Raw genomic sequence first — 25,043 nt, 5'->3', positions numbered from 1 at the left:
ATCGCGCCGTCACCGATTTCGCCGGGCGGGCGCGGTGTGGGTGACCATCACCGGGCACGGCGCGAGTTGGATGACCGCCCGGCTGGTGGAGCCGAGCAGGAGTCCGCGGAAACCGCCGCGGCCGCGGCTTCCGACGATGACGAGTTGTGCCGACTCGGCGGCGTCGATGATCTCGGCGGCCGCCGGCCCGACCCCGATGCGTTGCTCGACCTGCACGTCCGGGTAGTCCTCGGAGTGGCCGGCGAGCAGCTCCCCGACGATCTCCTCGGCGTCGCCGCGCAACCGGTCGACGGCGTCGAGCCCCAGCGTCGACGAGGTCGAGATCCCGATGCCGTGGACCGCGACCAGGGTCGTCCCGAGCAGGTCGGCCTGCTGGAAGGCATGCGCGACGGCGTTCGCCGAGATCGGCGACGGGTCCACTCCCACCACGACCGGGCCCGACGTCGGGGCTGGCCCGCCGACGACGACCACGGGGCACTCCGCGTGCGCGGCTGCGTCACCGCTCACCGATCCGAGAAGGAGTCCGCGGGCCCCACCGATCCCTCGGCGGCCGACGACGAGCTTTCCCGCCTCGGCGGAGGCATGCCGCAGCGCGAGTTGCGGTGAGCCTCCGAGGACCTTGCCGTCGACCTCGAGCTCCGGCGCGAGTTCGCGGACGAGATCGACGGCGGCCTCGACGGCGCGCCGGGCGTCGGCCTGCATCGCCTCCATGACGATGTCGGTGGTCATGGCCGCGGTCGGCGCGTAGGCGTACGGAACGCTTCCGACCGCAGAGACCACACGAAGCGGTCTCTTCTCGCGGAGGCAGGCACCAACCGCCCACCGGACGGCCATCTCCGAACATTCCGAGCCGTCGACTCCCACGACGACAGGTGCCAGCGGGTCGGTGAGTGGATGTGACATGGCGATCTCCTGTGTTGGCGATCCGCGCGAGACCCCCGGTCTCTCGGCGTCGACTCCGGTCGGTGTTCTCTTGTGGGTCCATCGTCGTACTTTTCATCGTCACCGTGTGAGAGATGACGGGACCGGAGGCGAAAGTCGTCGGCGGACTGCGTCGAAAGTCCCGCCCCACGGTGCGCCCGCGACCGGGCACCGTCCGGCGGTGTCCGATTCGTCATACTGTCCGGGTGCGAACTGACCTGAGCGTGCTGGCCGACGACGATCGCGGGACCATCGGTGGGTTGGAGTTCGCCGTACCGGTCTGGGCGACCGCCACCGCACTGGTGCTGGTGCTGGCCCTCGCCTGGCTGTTCGGCGCGATCGCCCGGTGGCTGCTGCGTCGCCGTGCGCGCCTCGACGCCACCACGTCGATGGTCCTGTCGATCCTCGGCACCGCGGTCGGCCTCTACATCGCCGGGGCCATCGACCACCGCATGACGATCTGGCACCCGGTCACCATCCTGTTGGGGTTGGTGAGTTCGATCATCGCGGTCGGCGCCTACGGAACCGTCGCGGCCCGCCTGCAGACCCAGACCGACATCTCGGTGCCCGAGCTGATCGCCGCCGGCGAGTCCGAGGCGGTGGAGTTCAAGTCCACCGCCCGGGTCAACCTGCACACCGGACAGCGCGACCCCGCGATCGAGCAGGTCATCGCCAAGACGGTCGCGGCATTCCTCAACTCCGAGGGCGGCAACCTGCTCATCGGCGTCGACGACGACGGCACTCCACTGGGCCTCGACGCCGACTTCACCACGCTGCGCCACCCGGACACCGACCGGTTCGAGCTGTGGCTGCGGGACACCCTGACCTCGATGCTGGGGCAGAGCATCGCCGCCGAGGTCGGGATCTTCTTCGAGATGGTGCCCGTGCCCTCCGATGACAGCGACGAAGAGGCGGACGGCAGCGAAGAGGCGAAGGCCGCGCCCACCGAGGCGCTGGTCTGCCGCGTCGAGTGCACCCCGTCCCCGCGGCCGGTGTACCTGCGTCCCGCGAAGAACAACGCGCAGCCGGAGTTCTGGGTGCGCGCCGGCAACTCGTCGCGGCAGCTGTCGGTCGACCAGGCGGCGGACTACATCATGCATCGCTGGCCCCTCGGCGCCGGGCAGGCGCTGGCCGCCCAGGTGCGCGCCGCGGTGCGATTCTCGGCGGTGTGAGCCCGGCTGCTGCGGGCGCTGCCCGGTGACCCCCGGTCACACCGGATTCCGGAAGCGGACCGAAGCCGTCCTCGATGGTTGGGACAGTGGACCGACATCACCACCGAAGCCACCTGGAGGACCCGTGAACTGGACACTCGAAGTCGTCACCCTGCCCGTCACCGACCCCGACCGCACCAAGGCGTTCTACGAGTCGATCGGCTTCCACGCCGACGAGGACCACACCGTGAGCGAGGAGATCCGGTTCGTCCAGATGACCCCGCCCGGGTCGGACTGCTCGATCGCCTTCGGCAAGGGGATCACCGACCGCGAGCCCGGCACGACCGGCCCGCTCATCATCTGCGTCACCGACATCGAGGCCGCGCGTGAGCAGCTGCTGGCCGCCGGCGTCGACGCGAGCGAGGTCGACATCCAGCCGTGGGGCCACTTCGTCTACTTCACCGACCCCGACGGCAACCAGTGGTCGGCCCAGTATCTGCCGCACCGCGACAACAACTGAGCTGCACCGATCTGGGACCGCACAACCGGGACGACGCGGGCCGACACGGTCGTCACCGCTACGGTTGGTTATGCGATCCCCCATCGACGACTATCTCGAACAGGTCCTCAACGACTACCGCGATACCGACGACGGGGCCGTCATGACCGGCAATCGGGAACTCGAGAAGGCCGACCCGTCGTCGTTCGGGATCGCGCTGGCCACCGTCGACGGCACCGTCTACACCGCCGGAGTCGCCGACGTCGAGTTCTCCATGCAGTCGATCGCGAAGCTTCCCGCCTACGCCCTCGCGCTGCGCGACCGGGGACTCGACGCCGTCCTCGACCGCGTCGACACCGAACCCTCCGGGGACGCCTTCAACGAGATCTCCCTCGAGGCCGAGACCGGGCGGCCCCGCAACGCGCTCATCAACGCCGGTGCCATCGCCATCCACGCCATGGTCGACGGCGGGAACGCCACCGAGCGGGTCGAGCGCATCGCAGATCTCGTCGGCACCCTCGCCGGACGCGAGCTCACCATCGACGAGGACATGTGGGACGCCGAGATGGCCTCCGACGACCACAACACCGCACTCGCCTATCTCCTCCGCTCGGCCGGCAAACTCGACTACGAGCCCGAGGAGGTCGTCGACGGATACGCCGCGCAGTGCGCGATCACCGTCACCTGCCGCGACCTCGCGATGATGGGTGCCGTCCTCGCCAACGGCGGGCTGTCGACCACCAGTGAGGACGACCGGCTGCTCGAGGGCTGGATCACCCGCCACCTGCTCTCGGTGATGGCGACCTGCGGCATGTACGACGGCAGCGGCAGCTGGATGACCAAGGTCGGAATCCCGGCGAAAAGCGGTGTGAGCGGCGCGATCCTGGGTGTCCTGCCCGGCCAGATCGGAGTTGCGGTGTGGTCGCCGAAGCTCGACGATCAGGGCAACAGCGCGCGCGGTGTCGCCGTCTTCGAACGCCTCTCGCACGACATGGAACTGCACATGATGCATGTCGCGCCGTCGGGCATGCCGGCTCTGCGATCGGTGACCGAACACGACGACGAGACCGTCGTCGAGATCCAGGGCGATGTGCGTTTCGCCGGCGCGGAGATCATCGCAAGCCGTGCGTGCCAGGGCTTTGCGACGAAGTCGGTGGTCCTCGACCTCACCCACGTGCGGGTGATGGACGACGCCGCGCGCCGGTTGGTGCGCGAGGTCGCCCGCCGGCTCGAGGATTCCTACGACGCCCGTGTCGAGGATCCCAACGGCCTGATGGACGAGGGCACCGACGACCAGGACACCCCGGACCAGCACGGGACCGGTCAGGGCGACACCGAGAAGCGGTGAGCCCGTCCGCCCTCGACGAACCGCACCCGCGCCGTCCGACTCGGCCATAAACTGTGCGGATGACGGGGAGAAGGTTCCGCGCGCCTGTGATCGCGGTTCTCGCAACGATTGTCGTCTTCTTCGGCCTGGCATCCGCAACGGTCGTGGCCGCGCCGGTCCCCCAACAGGGTGTGGCCATGTCGACGTCCCACATCACCACCGAATGCGCCGGCAAACCCGTTCGGGTCGCCGCCCGCTGGTACTTCCCACCCGGCCGACCCACAGCCCTGGTGTGGCTCCAGCACGGCTTCTCCCGGACCGCGGCCAACCTCGACGCCCTCGCTCGTTCGTACGCGACCGCAGGCTTCCTCGTCGTCGGCCCGACGCTGGACTCGGTCAACCTCGGTGGATGCGCCGTCGCGTACAACATCGCCGACAACGCAGCCTTCGCCCGCACAGTCGGCGGGGTGTTCGGCTCGGGCGCCCAGACCGGCAGTCCGCTCGCATCAAGCCTTCGGCGCGCTCGCGAAGCCGCGCACCGGCCCGACGTGGCGATGCCGTACCGGATGGTCTTCGCCGGACATTCTGCGGGAGGCGAGTTCGTGCTGGTGGCGGCCGACGCGCTTCGCCGCTCGGACCCGGCCGCCTATCGGCGCCTGTCCGGACTCGTGCTGTTCGATCCGGTCAACTCGTTCTTCGGGACGCACTTCACCTCGGCCGCAGCATCTCTCGGCGTCGACGGGCTTCCGATCCGGGTGATCGCCTCGCAGCCGTCGATCTCCAACTCGTTCGAGTCCGGGGTGGCCGTGCTGCAGCGGACGACGCGACAGGATTTCCTCGGCGTGCGCCTGGTGACCGGCATCCACATCGACGCCGAGGGCACCTCGACCGACCTGATCGGGGAACTGTCGGAACTCGCCGCGCCCCGCCCCCGGAACGGTCGGGTCATCCACGCCCTGGCGACCGGATGGTCGTCGGACATGGTGGCCGGCACGGTGACCCCGACCTACTACCCCGGTGGCCGCTACTACGACCTGTTGCTCGCGACGCGAACCGTCACCACTCTCCCCGTGCGCTGAACCCGAACAGTGAAAAGCCCTCGCACTCAACGAGTGCGAGGGCTTTTCAGCCATCTTGCGGCTTACCGGTAGTCGTTGGAGAAACCGTAGTCGTCCAGCGGCACCGCAGCGCCGGCGGGAGCACCGAAGGTGCCGTCCGGGCTGTAGTAGGTGTCGTCGTAGGACGGCACCGCGTAGGCCGCGGCACGCGCCTCCTCGGTCGGCTGGACCTGGATGTTCCGGTAACGGTTGATACCGGTACCGGCCGGGATCAGCTTACCGATGATCACGTTCTCCTTCAGACCGATCAGCTTGTCGCTGCGGCTGTTGATCGCCGCGTCGGTCAGGACACGCGTGGTCTCCTGGAACGACGCCGCAGACAGCCACGACTCGGTCGCCAGCGAGGCCTTGGTGATACCCATCAGGACAGGGCGGCCGGCAGCCGGCTCGCCGCCCTCGGCGACGACGCGGCGGTTCTCCGCCTCGAACTCGGCGCGCTCGACGAGCGAACCGGGCAGGAACTCGGTGGAACCGTGATCGATGATCGTCACGCGACGCAACATCTGACGCACGATCGTCTCGATGTGCTTGTCGTGGATCGACACACCCTGGCTGCGGTAGACCTCCTGGACCTCGTTGACCAGGTGGATCTGCACCTGGCGCGGGCCCATGACGCGCAGGACCTCGTGCGGGTTGGCCGAGCCCTCCATGAGCTGCTGGCCGACCTCGACGTGGTCGCCGTCGGCGAGGAGACGCTCGCTGCCGTCCTCGTGCTTGAACACACGCAGACGCTGACGCTTCGAGATCTTGTCGTAGACGACCTCTTCCGAACCGTCGTCCGGGATGATCGTGATCTTGTAGAAGCGGTCGTCGTCCTCGAGACGCACCCGGCCGGAGACCTCCGCGATCGGCGCGACGCCCTTGGGGACGCGGGCCTCGAAGAGCTCCTGGACACGCGGCAGACCACCGGTGATGTCGTCACCGACGCCACCCTGGTGGAACGTACGCATCGTCAGCTGGGTACCGGGCTCACCGATCGACTGGGCCGCGATGATACCGACGGCCTCGCCGATGTCGACGAGCTTGCCGGTCGCCATCGAACGGCCGTAGCACATGGCGCAGACGCCGGTGCCGGTGCCACAGGTGAGGACCGAACGGACCTTGACCCGCGTGATGCCGGCGGCGAGGCAGGCCTCGATGGCCGGGTCGCCCAGATCGTGACCGCGCTCGACGATGACGTTGCCGTCCGCGTCGACCGCGTCGGCGGCCAGGGTGCGGGCGTACGCCGAGGTCTCGACGTGCGCGTCGCGGATGATCGAGCCGTCGGGCTGCTTCTCACCCAGCGAGACGGTGATGCCGCGCTCGGTGCCACAGTCGTGCTCGCGCACGATGACGTCCTGCGAGACGTCGACCAGACGACGGGTCAGGTAACCCGAGTCGGCGGTACGGAGAGCCGTGTCCGCCAGACCCTTGCGGGCGCCGTGGGTGTTGATGAAGTACTCGGCCACGGTCAGGCCCTCGCGGAACGAGGACTTGATCGGACGCGGGATGAACTCGCCCTTCGGGTTGGTCACCAGACCCTTCATGCCCGACAGGTTGCGGACCTGGGTCATGTTGCCCGTCGCACCCGACTTCGGGATCATCGTGATCGGGTTGTCGTCGGGGTAGTAGTCCTCCATGGCCTTACCGACCTCCTCGGTGGCCTGCTTCCAGATCTCCACGAGTGCGTCGCGACGCTCGTCCGGCGTGAGGGCGCCGCGCTGGAACTTGCGCTCCAGGCCGTCGGCGCGCTCCTCGTAACGCTCGAGGATCTCCTTCTTCTGCGGCGGCACGAGCACGTCGGCCATGGACACGGTGACGCCCGAACGGGTGGCCCAGTAGAAGCCCACGTCCTTGAGCTTGTCGACGGTCTGCGCGACCACGATCATCGGGTAGCGCTCGGCGAGATCGTTGATGATCGCGGCCTGACGCTTCTTCGGCATCTGCTCGTCGACGTACGGGTACTCGACCGGCAGCAGCTCGTTGAAGAGCACCCGACCCAGCGTGGTGATGGTGGTCCACGGCTGGCCGTAGCGCCATCCCTCCGGGAACAGCTCGGCCTCGACCTCGGCCGGCGGGCGCAGCTCGGTCAGGCGCACCTTGATGCGCGACTGCACGGTCAGCTGCCCGCGGTCGACGGCCATGATGGCCTCGGCCGGGCTCGAGTAGACGCCGCGCTCGACGTCGTCGCCGCTGGCCGGCTGGTACTCGCCCTTCGCGCCCTCCTTGTGGGTGGTCAGGTAGTACAGGCCGGTCACCATGTCCAGACGCGGCATGGCGAGCGGACGGCCCGACGCCGGCGACAGGATGTTGTTGCTCGACAGCATCAGGATGCGGGCCTCGGCCTGCGCCTCTGCCGACAGTGGCAGGTGCACGGCCATCTGGTCGCCGTCGAAGTCGGCGTTGAAGGCCTCACACACCAGCGGGTGCAGCTGGATGGCCTTGCCCTCCACCAGCTGCGGCTCGAAGGCCTGGATGCCCAGACGGTGCAGGGTCGGTGCACGGTTCAGCAGGACCGGGTGCTCGGCGATGACCTCTTCGAGGACGTCCCACACCGCGGGGCGCTGACGCTCGACCATGCGCTTGGCCGACTTGATGTTCTGGGCCTGGTTCAGGTCGACCAGACGCTTCATCACGAACGGCTTGAACAGCTCGAGCGCCATCAGCTTCGGCAGACCGCACTGGTGCAGCTTCAGCTGCGGACCGACGACGATGACCGAACGGCCCGAGTAGTCGACGCGCTTGCCGAGCAGGTTCTGGCGGAAACGACCCTGCTTGCCCTTCAGCAGGTCCGACAGCGACTTCAGCGGGCGGTTGCCCGGTCCGGTGACCGGACGGCCGCGACGGCCGTTGTCGAAGAGGGCGTCCACCGACTCCTGCAGCATCCGCTTCTCGTTGTTGACGATGATCTCGGGAGCACCGAGGTCGATCAGTCGCTTGAGGCGGTTGTTGCGGTTGATGACGCGGCGGTACAGGTCGTTGAGGTCCGAGGTGGCGAAGCGGCCACCGTCGAGCTGGACCATCGGACGCAGCTCCGGCGGGATCACCGGCACGGCGTCGAGGACCATGCCCAGCGGCGAGTTGCCCGACTGCTGGAACGCGGCGACGACCTTCAGGCGCTTGAGAGCACGCAGCTTCTTCTGGCCCTTGCCGTTGCGGATGGTCTCGCGCAGGGACTCGGCCTCGGCGTCGATGTCGAAGTTCTCGAGGAGCTTCTTGATCGCCTCGGCACCCATGGCGCCCTGGAAGTACTCGCCGTAGCGCTCGTCGAGCTGGCGGTAGACCTTCTCGTCGATGATCAGGTCGCCCGGGGCGAGCTTGGTGAACTTGTCCCAGATCTCCTCGAGCGCGTCGAGCTCACGCTGGGCGGCGTCGCGCATACGACGCATCTCGCGCTCGGCGCCGTCGCGGACCTTGCGGCGCACGTCGGCCTTGGCGCCCTCGGCCTCGAGCTCGGCGAGATCCTGCTCGAGCTTCTGCTGGCGCTCGGCGAGGTCGGCGTCGCGCTGGTCGGCGATCGCCTTCTTCTCGACCTCCATCTCGGCCTCGAGCGTCGACAGCTCGTTGTGGCGGAGCTCGTCGTCGACCGAGGTGATGACGTAGGCGGCGAAGTAGATGATCTTCTCGAGATCCTTCGGCGCCAGGTCGAGCAGGTAGCCGAGGCGGCTCGGCACACCCTTGAAGTACCAGATGTGGGTGACCGGCGCGGCGAGCTCGATGTGGCCCATACGCTCACGGCGCACCTTCGCCTTGGTCACCTCGACGCCGCAGCGCTCGCAGATGATGCCCTTGAAGCGGACGCGCTTGTACTTGCCGCAGTAGCACTCCCAGTCGCGAGTCGGTCCGAAGATCTTCTCGCAGAACAGGCCGTCCTTCTCCGGCTTCAGCGTGCGGTAGTTGATCGTCTCCGGCTTCTTGACCTCACCGTACGACCAGTTGTGAATATCGTCGGCCGTGGCCAGGCCGATCTTGAGTTCGTCGAAAAAGTTGACGTCGAGCACTTGTTACCTTTCCAGAGCTCTGTTGTCAGTGGGTCGGGCTGCCGGCCGTGACGGACGACCGGCAACCCGGCCCGAGTTGGTGAGGATCAATCAGTTCGCGAGGTCGTCGACCGTGGCCGACTCGTTACGCGACAGGTTGATGCCGAGGTTGGCCGCGGCGCGCTCCAGGTCCTCGTCGTCGGAGTCGTGCATCTCGATGGCCGCACCGTCGGAGCTCAGCACCTCGACGTTCAGGCACAGCGACTGCAGCTCCTTCAGGAGGACCTTGAACGACTCGGGGATGCCGGGCTCGGGGATGTTCTCGCCCTTGACGATCGCCTCGTACACCTTCACGCGGCCCACCACGTCGTCCGACTTGATGGTGAGCAGCTCCTGCAGGGTGTAGGCGGCGCCGTAGGCCTGCATGGCCCAACACTCCATCTCACCGAAGCGCTGACCACCGAACTGCGCCTTACCACCGAGCGGCTGCTGGGTGATCATCGAGTACGGACCGGTCGAGCGGGCGTGGATCTTGTCGTCGACCAGGTGGTGCAGCTTGATGATGTACATGTAGCCGACGGCCACGGGGTACGGGAACGGCTCGCCGGAGCGGCCGTCGTACAGCGTCGCCTTGCCGTCGCCGTTGACCATCACCTCGCCGTCGCGGTTGGGGAGCGTCGAGGACAGCAGTCCGGTCAGCTCCTCCTCGCGCGCACCGTCGAACACCGGGGTGGCGGTCTTGGTGTTCGGCGGCGCCGAGTACATGTCCTCGGGCAGCTTCTCGGCCCACTCGGGGACCCCGCCGGCGACGTCGATGTTCCAGCCCGCCTTGGCGATCCACCCGAGGTGGGTCTCCAGGATCTGGCCGATGTTCATACGACGCGGCACGCCGTGGGTGTTCAGGATGATGTCGACCGGGGTGCCGTCGGGCAGGAACGGCATGTCCTCCTGCGGGAGGATCTTGCCGATGACGCCCTTGTTGCCGTGGCGGCCGGCCAGCTTGTCGCCGTCCTGGATCTTGCGCTTCTGGGCCACGTAGACGCGGACCAGCTCGTTGACGCCCGGGGGCAGATCGTCGTCGTCGTCGCGGCTGAACACGCGGACGCCGATGACCTTGCCGGTCTCGCCGTGGGGCACCTTCAGCGAGGTGTCGCGGACCTCGCGGGCCTTCTCGCCGAAGATGGCGCGCAGCAGGCGCTCCTCCGGGGTCAGCTCGGTCTCGCCCTTCGGGGTGACCTTGCCGACCAGGATGTCGCCGTCGCGGACCTCGGCGCCGATCCGCACGATGCCGCGCTCGTCGAGATCGGCGAGGACCTCGTCGGAGACGTTCGGGATGTCCCGGGTGATCTCCTCGGCACCGAGCTTGGTGTCGCGGGCGTCGATCTCGTGCTCCTCGATGTGGATCGAGGTGAGGACATCCTCCTCGACGAGGCGCTGGCTCAGGATGATCGCGTCCTCGTAGTTGTGGCCCTCCCACGGCATGATCGCCACGAGCAGGTTCTTGCCGAGCGCCATCTCACCGTTCTCGGTGCAGGGGCCGTCGGCGAGGACCTGGCCGGACTCCACGCGCTGGCCCTCGTCCACGATCGGACGCTGGTTGGCGCAGGTGCCGTGGTTCGAGCGCGCGAACTTGCGCAGGCGGTAGGTGTCGCGGGTGCCGTCGTCGGCCATGACGGTGATGTAGTCGGCCGAGACCTCCTCCACCACGCCGGTCTTCGCCGAGACGATGACGTCGCCGGCGTCGACGGCGGCACGCAGCTCCATGCCGGTGCCGACCAGCGGGGACTCGCTGCGCAGCAGCGGCACCGCCTGACGCTGCATGTTCGCACCCATGAGGGCGCGGTTCGCGTCGTCGTGCTCGAGGAACGGGATCATCGCGGTCGCGACCGACACCATCTGGCGCGGCGAGACGTCGAGGTACTCGACCTCGGCCGGGCTGACGAACTTGACCTCGGGGCCCTTCTCACGGACGAGCACGCGCTCGTCGGTGATGCGGCCGTCGTCGTCGAAGTTCGTGTTCGCCTGGCCGATGAGGTAGCGGTCCTCCTCGTCGGCGGTCATGTACTCGATCTGGTCGGTGACGACACCATCGACGACCTTGCGGTACGGGGTCTCGATGAAGCCGAACGGGTTGACCCGCGCGTACACCGAGAGCGAACCGATCAGACCGATGTTCGGACCCTCAGGGGTCTCGATCGGGCACATGCGGCCGTAGTGCGACGGGTGGACGTCGCGGACCTCGAGGCCGGCGCGCTCGCGGCTCAGACCGCCCGGGCCCAGCGCCGACAGGCGACGCTTGTGGGTCAGACCCGAGAGCGGGTTGTTCTGGTCCATGAACTGCGACAGCTGGCTGGTGCCGAAGAACTCCTTGATCGCCGCCACGACGGGACGGATGTTGATCAGGGTCTGCGGGGTGATCGCCTCGACGTCCTGGGTGGTCATGCGCTCACGCACGACACGCTCCATACGCGACAGGCCGACGCGGATCTGGTTCTGGATCAGCTCGCCGACGGTGCGCAGGCGGCGGTTGCCGAAGTGGTCGATGTCGTCGACCTCGACGGGCACCTCGACCCCACCCGGACCGGTCATGTAGGTCGTGGTGTGCGGGTCGGCCTCGTGCAGACGCACCAGGTACTCGACGGTGGTGACGATGTCCTCGCGGGTCAGGGTCGACTCGCCGGTCATCGGGTTGTCGGTCAGGCCCAGCTTCTTGTTGATCTTGTAGCGGCCCACGCGGGCGAGGTCGTAGCGCTTGTCCTTGAAGAACAGGTTCTCCAGGAGGTTCTCCGCCGACTCCTTGGTCGGGGGCTCGCCCGGACGCAGCTTGCGGTACACCTCGAGCAGCGCCTCGTCCTGGTTGGCGGTGTTGTCCTTCTCCAGGGTCGACATCATGATCTCGGAGAAGCCGAAACGCTCGGTGATCTCCTCGTTGGTGTAGCCGAGGGCCTTGAGCAGGACGGTGACCGGCTGGCGGCGCTTGCGGTCGATGCGGACACCGACGGTGTCGCGCTTGTCGACGTCGAACTCGAGCCAGGCACCGCGACCCGGGATCACCTTGACGGTGTGGAGGGTCTTCTCGGTGGCCTTGTCGATGGCGGCATCGAAGTACACACCCGGGCTGCGGACGAGCTGGCTCACCACGACACGCTCGGTGCCGTTGATGATGAAGCTGCCCTTGTCGGTCATGATCGGGAAGTCGCCCATGAAGACGGTCTGCGACTTGATCTCACCGGTGTTGTTGTTGATGAACTCCGCGGTGACGAACAGCGGCGCCGCGTAGGTCATGTCCTTGTCCTTGCACTCCTCGACGGAGGCCTTGACCTCGTCGAAGTGCGGATCGGAGAAGGACAGCGACATGGAGCCGGAGAAGTCCTCGATCGGGGAGAGCTCGGCGAGGACCTCCTCCAGACCGCCGACCGGGTTCTCCTCGCCGCGAGCGATCGCCTTGGCGCGCCACTCCGGGGACCCGACGAGCCATTCGAAGGAATCGAGTTGGATATCGAGGAGGCCGGGGACCTCCAGCGGCTCGCTGATCTTTGCAAACGACGCGCGATGCGGCGCGCCGGGGATTGTTGAGGTGGACTGGCGGTTGACTGCCAAGATGCGTCCTTCCAACACGACGTTATTCACAACCTAGATGTGTGGTGGCTTGATGGGCCGTTCGCTGGTGACACCCTGAGATCGGCGATCACACCAGCACACACAACAAGGTGGCCGTAGAAGGATCGGTAGATGGACAGGAGGCAGCCAGCGCAACGTCCAACAGTAGCAGAAAATAGACGTACTTTGTCAAGCCCGTCTGAGATCGATCTGGAAGCGATGTGCGCGCGGGTGGCTGCCTGCACGTCGATCGCTGGAGACAGACTGGCCCGCCGACGCCCAAACGTCAAGCGGTACGCGCCAATTTCGCGAATCTGTCCCCGACCTCACCGGCCCGGAGGCGGTCTAGAAGGGCTCGACCGCCTCGATCCGCCACGTGTCACCCTCCTTGACCATGGCGAACTGGGCGCGCGGCGCACCGCTGTTGGTGGCGATGCTGTTCTGCGTCTCGCTGATCACCAGGTTCGCGATGACCGACGCGTGCGCGCCGTCACCGCCGCCGGTGAGGTCGCGGACGCCGATCGCGTCGACCCGGCACTCGGCGCCGGTCTTGGTCTGGGTGATCAGGTCCCGCTGGGCCTTGAAGGACTTGTCGAACTCCTCGCGGGCCTTGCCGGTCAGGGCGTTCTGCGCGCGCTTCTGCCAGGCGTCGAGCTCGGTGTACTCGTATCCGAAGATCGCGCAGATACGTTGCTGCGCCTGCGATGTCAGCTGCGACGTCGCCTTGGCGTCGATGAACGCCTTGTCGGAGCCGAGCCACGGCTGGAAGGCCAGTACGATGGCGAGCGCGGCGAGGATCGCCGCCACGCCGGCCAGGATGGCGGGAAGTGCCCACCAGCGACGGTCACCGGTCTGCGACGGGCGTCCGGGCCCGCGGGTCTGGCGTGGCTGCGCGCCGGTGTCGGCACTCTCGGATCGCGGACGCAGCGTCGAGACGCGGGCGACGGGGCGGGCCTTGGGCTTGGACAGGTCGACGGCGCCCGAGGCCGCCGAGGTCTCCGACGGTGATTCGGAGGTCGTCTCCGACCGGGACCTCTCGGTCGTCTCCGACGAGGGCCGGGTGGTGGCCTCGGTCTCGGCGACCTCTGCCCCACCGACCTCGGGGGCCCGGTCCGTCGGGCGGGTGCCGGCGTGACCGGCGATCTTCGGCGTCTTCCGACGCTTCTCCGGCTGCTTCCTACCGGTCGGCTTCTTCGGGGTCCGCGCCATCAGTTGCCCCTTTCCGGCGCCGGTGCGGCGCCCCCGCCGGCATCGGCGTACTCGATTCCCTCGAGTCCGACGACGTTCTCGGCCTTCCAGGCACCGTCGGACTTGACCATGCTCACGTCGAAACCGCGGGTCTGCTCGACCGGCGGCTGGTCGGGCCGCTGCAGGGTGGTGACGACGTAGACGAGGACCTTCGCCTTCTCCTCCTCGGCGTTGACCTCGCTCGGCGCGCTGCGCAACAGGCGGGCGGACAGCTTCGCGGCGTCCGGGCCGGCCTCCGCCAGCATCTCGAGGACGTTCTGTTGCTGCCCCGGCTTCCTCTCTCCGGTGCCGAGGACCTCGTCCTTCGCCTGGCCGGTGAGGGAGGCGTCGACGCGTCGCTTGAACTCGTCGAGGTCGGCCGGATCGATCGTCGTGATGTTCAGGACCGCCTGCTCGGCGGCCTGGGTCGCGTCCTCACGGGCCGTCTCGGTCTCGGTCGCGTCACTCGCGCTGATCGCGAAGACCACGACGCACACGAGCGCCGCGATCACCGCGACGACCGACAGTGCCAACGGGACGACCCGCAGCAACGCCGAGCGTGCGCCGGTCCCCTCCCCCGCGGTCGGGGTCGAGCCGGGCTGGGTCGAACCGGGCGCGGTGCCGGGTTTCTCGGGGGTGCCACTCATCGCAGACACTGTATCGATCACTCCTGAGCGCAGCCCAAATCCCGACGTACCGCACATGCGGTGCGCCGGGACCTGGATGGGCGCGTCGTTACTTGGGCCGGACGCCGAGCAGCGCTGCGAGCTGCGTGGCGATCGGGTTGAGGTTGAGCTTGTCCGGGTCCTTCTTCGGCGTCTTGTCCCACGGCTGAGGGTACGCCGGGTTGGCGTACTGCGCGCGCTCCGCACCGCGGACACCGGTCGGATTGCCGAACGGGACCTTGCAGGTGGCCTCGGTGTTGAACGGGAACTCGTCGTAGTGGACGTCGAAGTTCGGGTTCTTGCGCTTCATCTCCGCGATGATCGCCTGCGTGCCCTCGTAGCCCTTGGTGCACGACACCGGGTTGTTGGTCTCCAGGACGACGCCGAAGTGGATCTGACCGTCGCCCGGCGCCGGCGCGTGGCTGCCCGCCGACAGCGCCGAGAGCATCGCGAAGGTGGTCGACGTGTTGTAGGTGACCGGCTGGATCGTCCGGGCCACCTCGCCGAGGTCCTTCACGACCTTGGAGATGTCGTTGCCGTTCTTCTGGATCAGCTCCGAGATCTGGGTCGCCGACAGCGTGCCGGTGGTGAGCAGGCGCCGCAGATCGGGATCCGACGTCGCGAGGGTCGCGGTGATCAGGTTGATGTTGCGCGACCAGCTCAGGATGGCGTCGGACTGGTCGGCCTGCGTCTCCAGGACCACGTTGGAGTCCTGGATCAGCCCGACCACCTCGGAGAGGTTGTCGACGCCGGCCCGCGACAGCTTGCCCAGCGAGTCCACCAGGCGGGTGAGGTTCTCGCCCTGCCCGTTGAACGCCTTGCCGAGCTCGGTGATGACCACGTTCAGGTCCTCGACCGGGATCGACGAGGTGAAGTCGATCGCCGACTTGACCACGTCCTCCAGCGGCTCGGGCAGCTGGTACTTGGTGATCACGTCGCCGTTCTTCAGGTACGGACCCGACGAGGTGGTCGGCTGCAGGTCGACGTACTGCTCACCGATCGCCGAACGCGACGCGACGACGGCCACCGCCGACGCCGGGATCTTCGGTGCGCCCGAGTTGATCTGCAACTCGACGTCCACGCCGTCCTTGGTCAGGTTCAGCGCGCCGACGGTGCCCACCGGCACGCCGAGGTAGGTGACCTCGGCGTTGCTGAAGATGCCGCCCGAGTCGGGCAGCTCCGCGGTGACGGTGTAGATGCCCACACCCGCGAGCTTGTCCAGCCGCGCGTACTTCGCACCCACGTAGACCAGCGCGACGAGGCCGACGACGACGAACACCGCGAGCTGGATCTTGACGAACTTCGTGATCATCGACCTGCTCCTGAGGATGCCTGACCGGACGTCGAGGGCTTGAGACCCATCGCGGCCAGCGGACCGTCGAGGAATCCCTGTCCGGGGACCGCCGGGGTCGGCATCGGGCCGGTGCCCTGGGCGGTCGAGCGCGAGAACGATGCCGGGTAGGTACCACCCGACGGCGGGGTGTTCGGCCCCGGCCGCCAGTTCGGTCCCGGCGGCAACAGCGTGATCGTCGGCCAGCCGTACCGCGGACCGTTGCCGTCGTAGTACGGGTTGCGCGGGTTGACCGGCACGTTCACGCGGGCATTCGGCGAGTACTTCGGGGTCCCCTGCCCCACGCCGAGCGCCTCGAGCTGGTTGAGCAGGCGCAGGTCGAGCGTCATGAACAGGTTGACCGAGTCACCCTTGACCGCCGGCAGGATCCAGTCCGGGAACGGAAGCGTCAGCATCAGCGGTGCCGCCGTGATCAGGTCCGGAGCGGCCTTGGCCAGCTCGGTCAGCACCGGGCGCAGCGCCTTCAGGTCGTTGATCAACGCCTTGCGGGACTTGCCGAGGATGTCGGTGCCCACCTCACCCAGCTGATCGAGCTTGGTCAGCAGGTCGACGAACTGCGGCCGCTGCTCCTCGAGCACCTCGATGCCCTCGGGCAGCTGCTTGAGGATGCGGTCGATCTGCGTGGTCTGCTTCTCGGCGCGCGCCGACAGGTCGGCGAGACCGTCGATCGCGGTGATGATGTCGTCACGCTGGCGGTTGAGGCCCGCGATGAGCTCCTCGGTCTCGTCGAGCAGGTCACGCACCTTGTCGGTGCGGCCGTCGAGCGCCTTGTTCAGCTCCGACACGATCGGCTGCAGTTGATTGATGCCGCCGCCGGTGAGCAGCATCGCCAGCGCACCGAGCACCTGCTCTATGTCAGTGGCGGTCCGGGTGCGCGACGCCGGGATCGGCTGCGACGGATTCTGCCGCGGCGCGTTCTGGCTGCCCTCGGGCTCGCTGAGCGCCACGAACTTCTCACCGAGCAGATTGGTCTGCTGAACGCTGGCCTCGGCCTTGTCGGACAGATCGACGCTGTTCTTCACCTGGACCGTGACCTGGGCATACCAGGCGTCCTTCGGCACCTCGACCTTGGTGACGCGGCCGACGGGGATGCCGTTCTGCTTCACCATCGACTGCGGCACCAGGTCGAGCACGTCGTCGAACTGGATCTTGTAGGTGCGCGGGTTCGACCCGGTGTCGACGCCGCCAGGGAGCGGGATCGACTGGATGCCGCCGGACATGCAGCCCGACACCATCACCGTCAACGAGAGCACCGCGCCGGCCAGCGCCATACGCATGGACCGTCGGTTCATCAGTTGCCTCCCCGGGGTGCGCTCGTGGTCGGGGTCGCGGACTTCGACGCCGGCGTCTTGGAGGTCGGCGACTTCGAGGACGGCGCCGGCCTCGGTGTCGACTTCCGCGCCGACGACGGCGCGGGCGTGTTGATCTGCGGGTCCGGGTTGCCGGGGACCGTGCCGGGCACCGGGTACTTCTGGAGCTTGTTGCCGCTCATGATGCCGAAGGGCAGCACCGGCAGCATCGGCTCGAGCACCCCGTCGGTGATCTGCTTGCCGACCGCCTCACACTGGTTGATCAACGGACGCAGGGTGTTGGAGAACTGCGTCGCCTGGGGGTTGCCCGGCAGCAACTGCCCGAGGTCGAGCAGGCGGCACTGGGCCCCGATCAGGTCCTGCAGATCCGGGATCGTCAGGCGCAGGTCGAGCGTGCCCGACTCCGCGTTGTAGGCGTTGATCAGGTTGTTCATCGCCAGCGGAAGGACGGTCAGGACCTCCTTGAGGTGGGTCTTCTCGTCGAGCAGTGCCTGCGTGGTCGGCTTGAGGTCGCGGACCGTCTCGCCGATCTGCTCGCGGTTGTCCTCGAGGAACTCCGCCACGTCGCCCAGGGCGATCGACAGCTTGTTCAGCGAGGACGCGAGCTGCTGGCGTTCGCCGGCGAGGAACTGGTTGAACGACGCCATCTGCGAGTTGAACTGACGCACCTGGGCGTCGTTCTCGCGCAGCGCACCGACGAAGGTGTTGAGGTTCTTGACGGTGTCGAACAGGTTGCCGCGCGAATCGCTCAGCGTGGTGGACGCCTTCGACAGGTTCTCGATGGCCGCGCCGAGCTTCTCGCCGTTGCCCTGCAGGTTCGCCGCGCCGGTCGCGACGAGCTCGCTCACCGCACCCACGCGGCCGGTGCCGTCGGTCTTGTTCGCGCCGTCGGGACCGAGGGCGTCGGACAGCTCCTTCACGCTGCGGTAGAGCTCGTCGACCTCCACCGGCACCATCGTCTTGTCCTCGCCGAGGGTGATGTCGCGCGGCGCCTTCGGCCCACCGGAGTAGGCCGGGGTGAGCTGCACGAAACGGTCGGCGACGACCGACGGGATCACCTGCACCGCGCGGACGTCCTCGGGGAGGGTGATGCCGCGGTCGACGGTCATCGTGACCTTGACCTTGTCACCCTGCGGCTCCACCGAATCCACCTTGCCGACGGCCACACCGAGGATGCGCACGTCGGAACCGGAGTAGATGCCGACGGTGCTCTTGAAGGTCGCGGTGATCTTGGTGGTGCCGATGTTCGAGAACGCCCACCAGCCCACACCCGCCACGACCAGCGCGACGATGATCGCGAAGACCGTGACCACGATGTGCCGCGGGGTGAACCAACGGCCCGGGCCGGCGGTCTGCGTCAGATCTGGTGCCGTCATCAGCCTGCCCCCGTTCCGCCGTTGTTCTCCATGACCTTCTTGTTCGGCGGCCGCGTGGTGTTCTGTTGCGGCAGCGCCGGCGGCAGCAGGTTCACGACGACCTGGTCGAACCAGCGACCGTTGCCGAGCACGTTGGCGTAGAGCCGGTAGAACGGCGCCATGTACTTGATCGTGTCGCGGATGTTCTGGTTCTGACGGGTCAGCAGTTCGTTCACGCCCTTCAGTGCGTCGAGAGCCGGCCCGATCTGCTCCTCGTTGTCGCGGACGATGCCGCTCAGCGAGTCGCCGAGGCTGGTCGTGGACGCGAGCAGCGCGGAGATCGACTGCTGCCGCTTGTTCAACTCGTCGAGGAGTTGGCCCGCACCGCCGATGAGGCGCACGAACTCCTCGTTGCGGTCGGCCAGGATCTTCGAGGTCTGCTTGGTCGCGTCGAGGAGCTTCTGCACCTCCTGGTCGCGGCTGGCGATGGTGTTCGACAGTCGCGCCAGGCCTTCGAGCGCGGGACCGGCGTTGGCCGGAGTGCCCGAGAAGGCGTCCGACAGGACCCGCATCGAATCGGCGAGCTGCTTGTTGTCGAAGTCCTCGATCTGCTCGGCCGCCGCGGAGAACGCCTCGATCACGTCGTACGGCGCGACCGTGTCGGTCAGCGGGACGTCGGGATCGGCTGGCTTACTGCCGCGCGGATTCAGCGCCAGGTACTTCTGACCGAGGATCGTCTTGATCTGGATCGACGCCTGGGTCTGGTCACCGATCCAGGTGTCCTGCACCTTGAAGGTGACGTCGACGCGGTCACCGTTGAGTTTCACGCTGTCGACCTCGCCGACCTTCACGCCCGCGACGCGCACCTCGTTGCCGGGACGCAGTCCGGCGGCCTCGGTGAACTTCGCGGTGTAGCGCGCGCCCGCGCCCAGCAGCGGGACATCGGTCAGATAAAAGGCACTCAGGCCCATCATCACCATGATGAGGATGCCGATGGCGCCGATGCTGACCGGGCTGCGCCGCCCCGCGAAACGGCGATGGGGGTGCTGCTCGGACTGCTGTGCGGCGCCGGTCTCACCGGCGTCGTTCGTGCTGTTCTCGTCTGCCATCTGGGTCACCCCCCTGGCTTCTCGTCGGCCCAGCAGCGGGTCGCCGCGCTGGTGTACAGGACATGGTTGATATCGGGCAACGGGACCAGCGGCTGGGTCAGCAGCGGAGACTTGCCGTTGCCGGCGACGACGTCGATGCCGCACAGGTAGAACTGGAACCAGGAGCCGAAGGTGGCGGCCCGTCCGACCTTCTGCAGCTTCACCGGGAGATTGGTCAGGGTCTCCTCGATGTCGTCGTTGCGCTTGTTGATCTCGTCGGCGAGCGACTTCAGTCCGGCGATGTCGCCCTGGATCGACGGTCGGGTCTGCCCCAGGATGTTCGCGGTCACCGAGGTCAGATTCGACACCGAGCTGATCGCCGAGCCCACCGAACCGCGTTGTGCCGCAAGTCCGGTCACGAGCTTCTCGGTGTTGTCGAGAAGACTGGTGAACTGCTCGTCGTTGCGGTTGACGGTGTCGAGGACCTTGGTCAGGTTGCCGATGAGCTCACCGATGACCTTGTCCTTGTCGGCGATCGCGTTGGTCAGGTCCGCGGTGTCGCTGACCAGCCGGGTGATGGAACCGCCCTGCCCGTCGAAGACCTTCATGATCTGTTCGGCCAGCTTGTTCACGTCGTCGGCCGACAGCTGCTGGAACAGCGGCCGGAACCCGTTGAACAGCGCGGTCAGGTTCACCGGCGGGTGCGTCGAGGTGTCGTCGTCACCGAGGCCGAAGGTGTGGCCCTGGGGGACTGTCTTCGACGGGTCGCCGGCCCCACGCTCGAGCGCGAGGTACCGCAGGCCGGTCAGGTTGCGGTAGCGGATGTAGAGCTGGGTGCCATCCGGCAGGCGGTCGCGGTCGACGTTGAACGTCACCATCGCCTTGTTCCGGTCGTAGACCTCGACGCTGTCGACCTGGCCCACGCGGACGCCGGCGATGCGCACGTCGTCGCCCGGGTTGAGCAGGGTCGCGTCGTCGAAGACGGCCTTGAACTTCGCGTCACCGTCGCCGCCGGCGTTCGCGATGGTGATCGCGAGCAGGCTGGTGGTGACGACCGTGACGACCGCGAAGATGATGAGCTTCGTCAGGGGTGCGGCGATCGACTTCATTTGATGTCCACCTTCGCTCCCTGCAGCGCGCCGCCGGCGATCATGGTGACCCAGGTGGGCACCTCCTCCGGCGCCTGACCGGTGGTCGCGCCGTAGATCACCTGCAACTGCTTGCGGTAATCGGGGTCATCGAACGGGTTCGGTTTCACCGTGCCGGCCGGGACGCCGCTGAACTGCGGCTGCGGCAGCTGCTTGACGTTGCGCGGACCCGGGTTGCGTGACGGCGGCTGGTAGCTGCCGTCGGCGAGACCGCCGCCCGGGTACTGCGGGAACGGGCGGCCGTTGGTCGCGGGCTCGTAGCACACGGCGGGAGGATCGAGGTCCATGAAGCGTGGTTCGTCCTGGTTCGGTAGATAGCGGCCACGGGGGTTGACGAACTGCAGGTTCACTCGCACACCCGGGTTCTTGGTGCCCTCGCCGACGATGACGCGCGACTCCGGGATGAGGCCCGCGAAGTTGCGGAACGTGCACACGAAGGTCGGCGACTGCTTGGCGAGTCCGACGAGCAGTTCCTCGGAGTCCACGGCCAGGTCGATCAGGTCGGTGCGGTTCTGCCGCAGCCAGCGTGTGGCGTCGTCGGAGGCCACTCCGAGCGTCGAGATGAGCGTCCGGAGATCGCCCTGCCGCTCGACGAAGGTGTTCGAGGTGGTGCGGAACGAGTCGAGCGCGTCGATGACGTCCGGCAGTGCCTGCGAGTAGGTCTGCGAGAACGTCGCGAGTCCTTCGAGCGTGCCCTCGAGGTCGGGCATGTTCTCGTTGATCTCGCCGAAGATCTTGTCGAGCTCTTCGAGTGTGACGCCGAGCTGCTCACCGCGGCCCGACAGCGCCTGCGACAGCGCGGTCAACGTCGAGTTGAGGTCCTGCGGCGGGATCGCCTCGAGGACCGGGAGCAGCTTGTCGAACAACTGCTGGACCTCGAGCGCGTTGCCGCTGCGGTCGGTCTCGATGGTCGAGCCGTCGTGCAGCGTCGGGCCGTTGTTGTCCTCGGGCACCTGGAGTGCGACGTAGCGCTCGCCGAAGAGGGTCTTCGGCAGGATGCGCGCGGTCGTCTTCGCCGACAGTTCCTTCGCCTTGTCGGGGTCGAGGCCGAGGACGACCTCGACGGACCCGTCGGGCGCAGGCTTCACGTCGCGCACCTCACCGACGACCATGCCGCGCGCCTTGACGTCGGCGTTGGCCGGAAGCGCGTTGCCCGTCGAATCGGTGATCAGGGTGACGTCGGTGAAGTCCTGGAATGTCTTGTTGAACTTCGTGATGGTGGCCGTCAGGAAGAGCGCGACCACGACGAAGAACACCAGGCCGAGCAGTCGTCGGCGCAGCACCTCCATCGCTAACCTCCCACTCGCACGGTCGTGGTGGTGCCCCAGATCGCGAGGCCCAGGAAGAAGTCGAGGACCGCGATCAGGACCAGAGCAGCCCGGACCGCGTGACCCACGGCCACGCCCACGCCCGCGGGTCCGCCCGACGCGTAGAAGCCGTAGTAGCAGTGCACCAGGATGATCACGAAGGCGAATACCAGCACCTTGCCGAACGACCACAGCACGTCGACCGGCGGCAGGAACAGATTGAAGTAGTGATCGTAGGAGCCGCCGGACTGGCCGTTGAACACGGTCGTGACCACGCGGGAGGCGAGGTACGCCGACAGCAGGCCCAGGACGTACAGCGGGATGACGGCGATGAAGCCGGCGATGACGCGCGTGGACACCAGGAACGGGATCGACGGCACGGCCATCGTCTCCAGCGCGTCGATCTCCTCGGAGATGCGCATGGCGCCGAGCTGCGCGGTGAAGCCGCAACCGACGGTCGCCGACAGGGCGAGGCCCGCCACGAGAGGCGCCACCTCACGGGTGTTGACGTAGGCCGACAGGAAGCCGGTGAGGGCCTGCGAACCGATCTGGTCGAGGGCCGCGTAGCCCTGCAGACCGACGACGACGCCGGTGAAACCCGACATCAGCACCATCACGCCGATCGTGCCGCCGATGACCGCGAGGCCGCCCGAGCCGAATGCCACCTCGGCGAGGAGTCGCAGGACCTCACGGGTGTAATGCACCAGCGTCTTCGGCATCCACGCGAGCGTGCGGCCGTAGAACGACATCTGCTCGCCGGCGCCGTCGAGCACCTTCAGCGGCTTGCCCAGTTGCTTGCGGGCCTCGTACATGAAGTACTCGGGCCTGCTCTTGGCGATAGTCACGCCTCCGCCACCATCGGTCACGTCTAGCTTCCCTTCGGCGGGACGACCTGCAGGTAGACCGCAGTGATGATCAGGTTTGCGAGGAAGAGCAGCAGGAACGTGATGACGACGCTCTGGTTGACCGCGTCACCGACGCCCTTCGGGCCGCCCTTCGGGTTGAGGCCCTTGTAAGACGCGACCACACCGGCGAGCACACCGAAGACGGCCGCCTTGAGGGTCGACACGTAGAGGTCGGGCAGCTGCGCGAGCGCACCGAAGGACGCCAGGTAGGCACCCGGGGTACCGCCCTGCACCACGACGTTGAAGAAGTAACCACCGCCGATGCCGATGACGGCGACCAGACCGTTGAGCAGCATCGCGACCAGAACCATCGCCAGCACGCGCGGAACGACCAGGCGCTGGATCGGGTTGATGCCCAGCACCTCCATCGCGTCGATCTCCTCGCGGATCGTGCGCGAACCGAGGTCGGCGGCCACGGCCGACCCGGCCGCGCCCGCGATGAGCAGGGACGTCACCAGAGGCGAGCCCTGCTGGATCACCACCAGCACGCTCGCCGCGCCGGTGTACGACTCGGCGCCGAGCTGCTTGATCAGCGAACCGGTCTGCAACGAGACGATCGCGCCGAACGGGATCGCGATGAGCGCGGTGGGCAGGATCGTCACGCTGGCGATGAACCAGGCCTGCTGGATGAACTCCCGCCACTGGAACGGGCGCACGAAGGTCTGGCGTGCAACGTCGACGAAGAGCTGAACGATGTTGCCGGTCTGGGCGAGAGCACCCGTCCCGGCCTGCGCGATTCGGTCGACGCCACGCATGGTGGCGCTGGTCATTCCTGGGTCGTCCGCCCTTCGTTGCCGTCAGCCGCATGCTGACCGCGCTTGGTCAGCGGGTCTGTCTGCCACTGCTCGGTGGGTGCGTCGCTGCCCCCGTAGTCGATGACGTCGGTCTTGGCGTCCGCGACCGCCACGTTGCCGGCCGGGGCCGCGGTCCACTCGCCACCGGCTGCTGCGTTCCCGCCCGCCATGTTGCTGGCGTGGGCGTCGCTCTCGGCGCGGATGCGGTCTTCCTCTTCCATGCTGCGCAGGATCGCCTCCTGGGCCTGCGGCGGCAGGGTGTGCAGCATCGCCATCACGCGCTCGCGGTGACGCTTGACCGCCTTGCGCTCGGGCATGCCCGGATTCGGCTGCACCTGCGGGATGATCTCGGTGAAGTCCTCCTTGGTGCCGCCACCGGAGATGCCCGCGGCCTGCATCGCCTCTTCCTGCTTCTGGACCGCCTCGTCCTTCTCCTCCGACATGCCGATCGGACCGAAGCGGTCGCCGGCCAGGAACTGCTTGACCACCGGCTGCTCCGAGGTCAGCAGCTGCTCGCGAGGACCGAACATCACCAGCTCCTTGCGGAACAACATGCCGATGTTGTCCGGGATGGTGCGGGCGATGTTGATGTTGTGGGTCACGATCAGGATCGTCGCGTCGATCTGCGCGTTGATGTCGATCAACAGCTGCGAGATGTACGCGGTACGAACGGGATCCAGACCGGAGTCCGGCTCGTCGCACAGGATGATCTGGGGATCGAGCACGAGGGCGCGCGCGAGGCCGGCACGCTTGCGCATACCGCCGGAGATCTCACCGGGGAGCTTGTCCTCCGCACCGGTCAGACCGACCAGGTCGATCTTCTCCATCACGATGTCGCGGATCTCGTGTTCCTTCTTCTTCGTGTGCTCACGAAGCGGGAACGCGATGTTGTCGTAGAGGCTCATCGAGCCGAACAGCGCGCCGTCCTGGAAGAGGACGCCGAACAGCTTGCGGATCTCGTAGAGCTCCTTGGCCGAGCACTTGGTGATGTCGGTGCCGTCGATGATCACCGAACCCTGCTCCGGGTGCAGCAGACCGATCAAGGTCTTCAGGAACACCGACTTGCCGGTACCCGACGGACCCAGCAGTGCCGAGACCTCGCCCTCCGGCAGGGTCAACGTCACATCACGCCAGATGTTCTGCGAGCCGAACGACTTCGTGAGCCCCTCGACACTGACCTCTACACCCACAACTTCCTCCAGACGATCGCTGCCCCCGAATGCGGCCACGGTGTGTCCGCACACCAACCGGTGGCATTTGTGGTTGGGGTCACTGTATCGGAACCGTGACCAACCACAACGTGACCGGTTGACTCAGC

The 25,043-nt window shown here is 67.4% G+C and carries 18 protein-coding genes; 4 read left to right on the top strand and 14 right to left on the bottom strand.

Translation table 11 applies throughout. From position 1 onward, the window contains the following. Positions 1 to 9 precede the first annotated feature (9 nt). Complete coding sequence (locus tag GP2_RS12030) at positions 10 to 903, bottom strand: universal stress protein (protein ID WP_006900785.1); 894 nt, start codon at positions 901 to 903, stop codon at positions 10 to 12. A 224-nt stretch (positions 904 to 1,127) separates the two neighbouring features. Here GP2_RS12030 and GP2_RS12025 point away from each other — a divergent pair, with 224 nt between their 5' ends. From GP2_RS12025 to GP2_RS12010, 4 genes are all read left to right on the top strand, one after another. Further along, positions 1,128 to 2,093 (top strand): AlbA family DNA-binding domain-containing protein, encoded by a 966-nt coding sequence (locus tag GP2_RS12025; RefSeq protein WP_040526880.1) that lies wholly within the window; start codon positions 1,128 to 1,130, stop codon positions 2,091 to 2,093. A gap of 124 nt (positions 2,094 to 2,217) precedes the next feature. Beyond that, positions 2,218 to 2,592, top strand: a complete 375-nt coding sequence (locus GP2_RS12020) for a VOC family protein (RefSeq protein ID WP_006900783.1) — start codon at positions 2,218 to 2,220, stop codon at positions 2,590 to 2,592. A gap of 70 nt (positions 2,593 to 2,662) precedes the next feature. Next, on the top strand, positions 2,663 to 3,919 hold the full coding sequence (gene glsA, locus GP2_RS12015; protein ID WP_006900782.1) for a glutaminase A: 1,257 nt from the start codon (positions 2,663 to 2,665) through the stop codon (positions 3,917 to 3,919). Positions 3,920 to 3,978: 59 nt separating this feature from the next. Continuing rightward, on the top strand, positions 3,979 to 4,977 hold the full coding sequence (locus GP2_RS12010; protein ID WP_040526878.1) for an alpha/beta fold hydrolase: 999 nt from the start codon (positions 3,979 to 3,981) through the stop codon (positions 4,975 to 4,977). Between the two features lie 62 nt (positions 4,978 to 5,039). Here the strand turns inward: GP2_RS12010 and GP2_RS12005 are convergent, their stop codons facing one another. From GP2_RS12005 to GP2_RS11945, 13 genes are all read right to left on the bottom strand, one after another. Further along, on the bottom strand, positions 5,040 to 8,996 hold the full coding sequence (locus GP2_RS12005) for a DNA-directed RNA polymerase subunit beta' (protein WP_006900780.1): 3,957 nt from the start codon (positions 8,994 to 8,996) through the stop codon (positions 5,040 to 5,042). A 90-nt stretch (positions 8,997 to 9,086) separates the two neighbouring features. Next, entirely contained in the window at positions 9,087 to 12,575 is a 3,489-nt protein-coding gene (gene rpoB / locus GP2_RS12000) for a DNA-directed RNA polymerase subunit beta (protein ID WP_006900779.1), read from the bottom strand. A gap of 345 nt (positions 12,576 to 12,920) precedes the next feature. Next, on the bottom strand, positions 12,921 to 13,784 hold the full coding sequence (locus GP2_RS11995; RefSeq protein WP_006900778.1) for a hypothetical protein: 864 nt from the start codon (positions 13,782 to 13,784) through the stop codon (positions 12,921 to 12,923). Further along, complete coding sequence (locus GP2_RS11990; protein WP_040526876.1) at positions 13,784 to 14,449, bottom strand: hypothetical protein; 666 nt, start codon at positions 14,447 to 14,449, stop codon at positions 13,784 to 13,786. The genes GP2_RS11995 and GP2_RS11990 overlap by 1 nt, the downstream gene beginning before the upstream one ends. An 88-nt stretch (positions 14,450 to 14,537) precedes the next feature. Beyond that, the gene (locus GP2_RS11985; RefSeq protein ID WP_006900776.1) at positions 14,538 to 15,779 is read right to left on the bottom strand and encodes an MCE family protein; all 1,242 of its coding nucleotides are present in this window, start codon (positions 15,777 to 15,779) and stop codon (positions 14,538 to 14,540) included. Further along, positions 15,776 to 17,110 carry an MCE family protein gene (locus GP2_RS11980; RefSeq protein WP_040526874.1) on the bottom strand — a complete coding sequence of 445 codons (1,335 nt, stop codon included), beginning with the start codon at positions 17,108 to 17,110 and terminating at the stop codon, positions 15,776 to 15,778. Before GP2_RS11980 ends, GP2_RS11985 begins: the two co-directional genes overlap by 4 nt. Further along, positions 17,110 to 18,504, bottom strand: coding sequence for an MCE family protein (locus GP2_RS11975; RefSeq protein ID WP_006900774.1), 1,395 nt, complete (start codon positions 18,502 to 18,504; stop codon positions 17,110 to 17,112). The genes GP2_RS11980 and GP2_RS11975 overlap by 1 nt, the downstream gene beginning before the upstream one ends. Further along, complete coding sequence (locus GP2_RS11970; RefSeq protein WP_040526906.1) at positions 18,504 to 19,592, bottom strand: MCE family protein; 1,089 nt, start codon at positions 19,590 to 19,592, stop codon at positions 18,504 to 18,506. Before GP2_RS11970 ends, GP2_RS11975 begins: the two co-directional genes overlap by 1 nt. A 5-nt stretch (positions 19,593 to 19,597) precedes the next feature. Further along, positions 19,598 to 20,680 carry an MCE family protein gene (locus tag GP2_RS11965; RefSeq protein WP_006900772.1) on the bottom strand — a complete coding sequence of 361 codons (1,083 nt, stop codon included), beginning with the start codon at positions 20,678 to 20,680 and terminating at the stop codon, positions 19,598 to 19,600. Next, entirely contained in the window at positions 20,677 to 22,008 is a 1,332-nt protein-coding gene (locus GP2_RS11960) for an MCE family protein (RefSeq protein WP_006900771.1), read from the bottom strand. Before GP2_RS11960 ends, GP2_RS11965 begins: the two co-directional genes overlap by 4 nt. A gap of 2 nt (positions 22,009 to 22,010) precedes the next feature. Beyond that, on the bottom strand, positions 22,011 to 22,838 hold the full coding sequence (locus GP2_RS11955; RefSeq protein WP_051997211.1) for an MlaE family ABC transporter permease: 828 nt from the start codon (positions 22,836 to 22,838) through the stop codon (positions 22,011 to 22,013). Between the two features lie 56 nt (positions 22,839 to 22,894). Next, the gene (locus GP2_RS11950; RefSeq protein WP_040526872.1) at positions 22,895 to 23,701 is read right to left on the bottom strand and encodes an MlaE family ABC transporter permease; all 807 of its coding nucleotides are present in this window, start codon (positions 23,699 to 23,701) and stop codon (positions 22,895 to 22,897) included. Beyond that, positions 23,698 to 24,915: an ABC transporter ATP-binding protein gene (locus GP2_RS11945; RefSeq protein WP_006900768.1), complete on the bottom strand. Its 1,218-nt coding sequence runs from the start codon at positions 24,913 to 24,915 to the stop codon at positions 23,698 to 23,700. The genes GP2_RS11950 and GP2_RS11945 overlap by 4 nt, the downstream gene beginning before the upstream one ends. Positions 24,916 to 25,043 lie beyond the last annotated feature (128 nt).

Source organism: Gordonia paraffinivorans NBRC 108238 (assembly GCF_000344155.1).
GTDB lineage: Bacteria > Actinomycetota > Actinomycetes > Mycobacteriales > Mycobacteriaceae > Gordonia > Gordonia paraffinivorans.
This window is presented reverse-complemented; position numbering and strand designations above follow the sequence as displayed.

What these genes read in the sequence shown, in the direction of transcription:
- GP2_RS12030 (WP_006900785.1), bottom strand. Translation starts at nt 903, where the DNA reads ATGTCACATCCACTCACCGACCCGCTGGCACCTGTCGTCGTGGGAGTC.
- glsA (WP_006900782.1), top strand. Translation starts at nt 2,663, where the DNA reads ATGCGATCCCCCATCGACGACTATCTCGAACAGGTCCTCAACGACTAC.
- GP2_RS12010 (WP_040526878.1), top strand. Translation starts at nt 3,979, where the DNA reads ATGACGGGGAGAAGGTTCCGCGCGCCTGTGATCGCGGTTCTCGCAACG.
- GP2_RS11995 (WP_006900778.1), bottom strand. Translation starts at nt 13,784, where the DNA reads ATGGCGCGGACCCCGAAGAAGCCGACCGGTAGGAAGCAGCCGGAGAAG.
- GP2_RS11990 (WP_040526876.1), bottom strand. Translation starts at nt 14,449, where the DNA reads ATGAGTGGCACCCCCGAGAAACCCGGCACCGCGCCCGGTTCGACCCAG.
- GP2_RS11985 (WP_006900776.1), bottom strand. Translation starts at nt 15,779, where the DNA reads ATGATCACGAAGTTCGTCAAGATCCAGCTCGCGGTGTTCGTCGTCGTC.
- GP2_RS11980 (WP_040526874.1), bottom strand. Translation starts at nt 17,110, where the DNA reads ATGAACCGACGGTCCATGCGTATGGCGCTGGCCGGCGCGGTGCTCTCG.
- GP2_RS11975 (WP_006900774.1), bottom strand. Translation starts at nt 18,504, where the DNA reads ATGACGGCACCAGATCTGACGCAGACCGCCGGCCCGGGCCGTTGGTTC.
- GP2_RS11970 (WP_040526906.1), bottom strand. Translation starts at nt 19,592, where the DNA reads ATGGCAGACGAGAACAGCACGAACGACGCCGGTGAGACCGGCGCCGCA.
- GP2_RS11965 (WP_006900772.1), bottom strand. Translation starts at nt 20,680, where the DNA reads ATGAAGTCGATCGCCGCACCCCTGACGAAGCTCATCATCTTCGCGGTC.
- GP2_RS11960 (WP_006900771.1), bottom strand. Translation starts at nt 22,008, where the DNA reads ATGGAGGTGCTGCGCCGACGACTGCTCGGCCTGGTGTTCTTCGTCGTG.
- GP2_RS11955 (WP_051997211.1), bottom strand. Translation starts at nt 22,838, where the DNA reads ATGTACGAGGCCCGCAAGCAACTGGGCAAGCCGCTGAAGGTGCTCGAC.
- GP2_RS11950 (WP_040526872.1), bottom strand. Translation starts at nt 23,701, where the DNA reads ATGACCAGCGCCACCATGCGTGGCGTCGACCGAATCGCGCAGGCCGGG.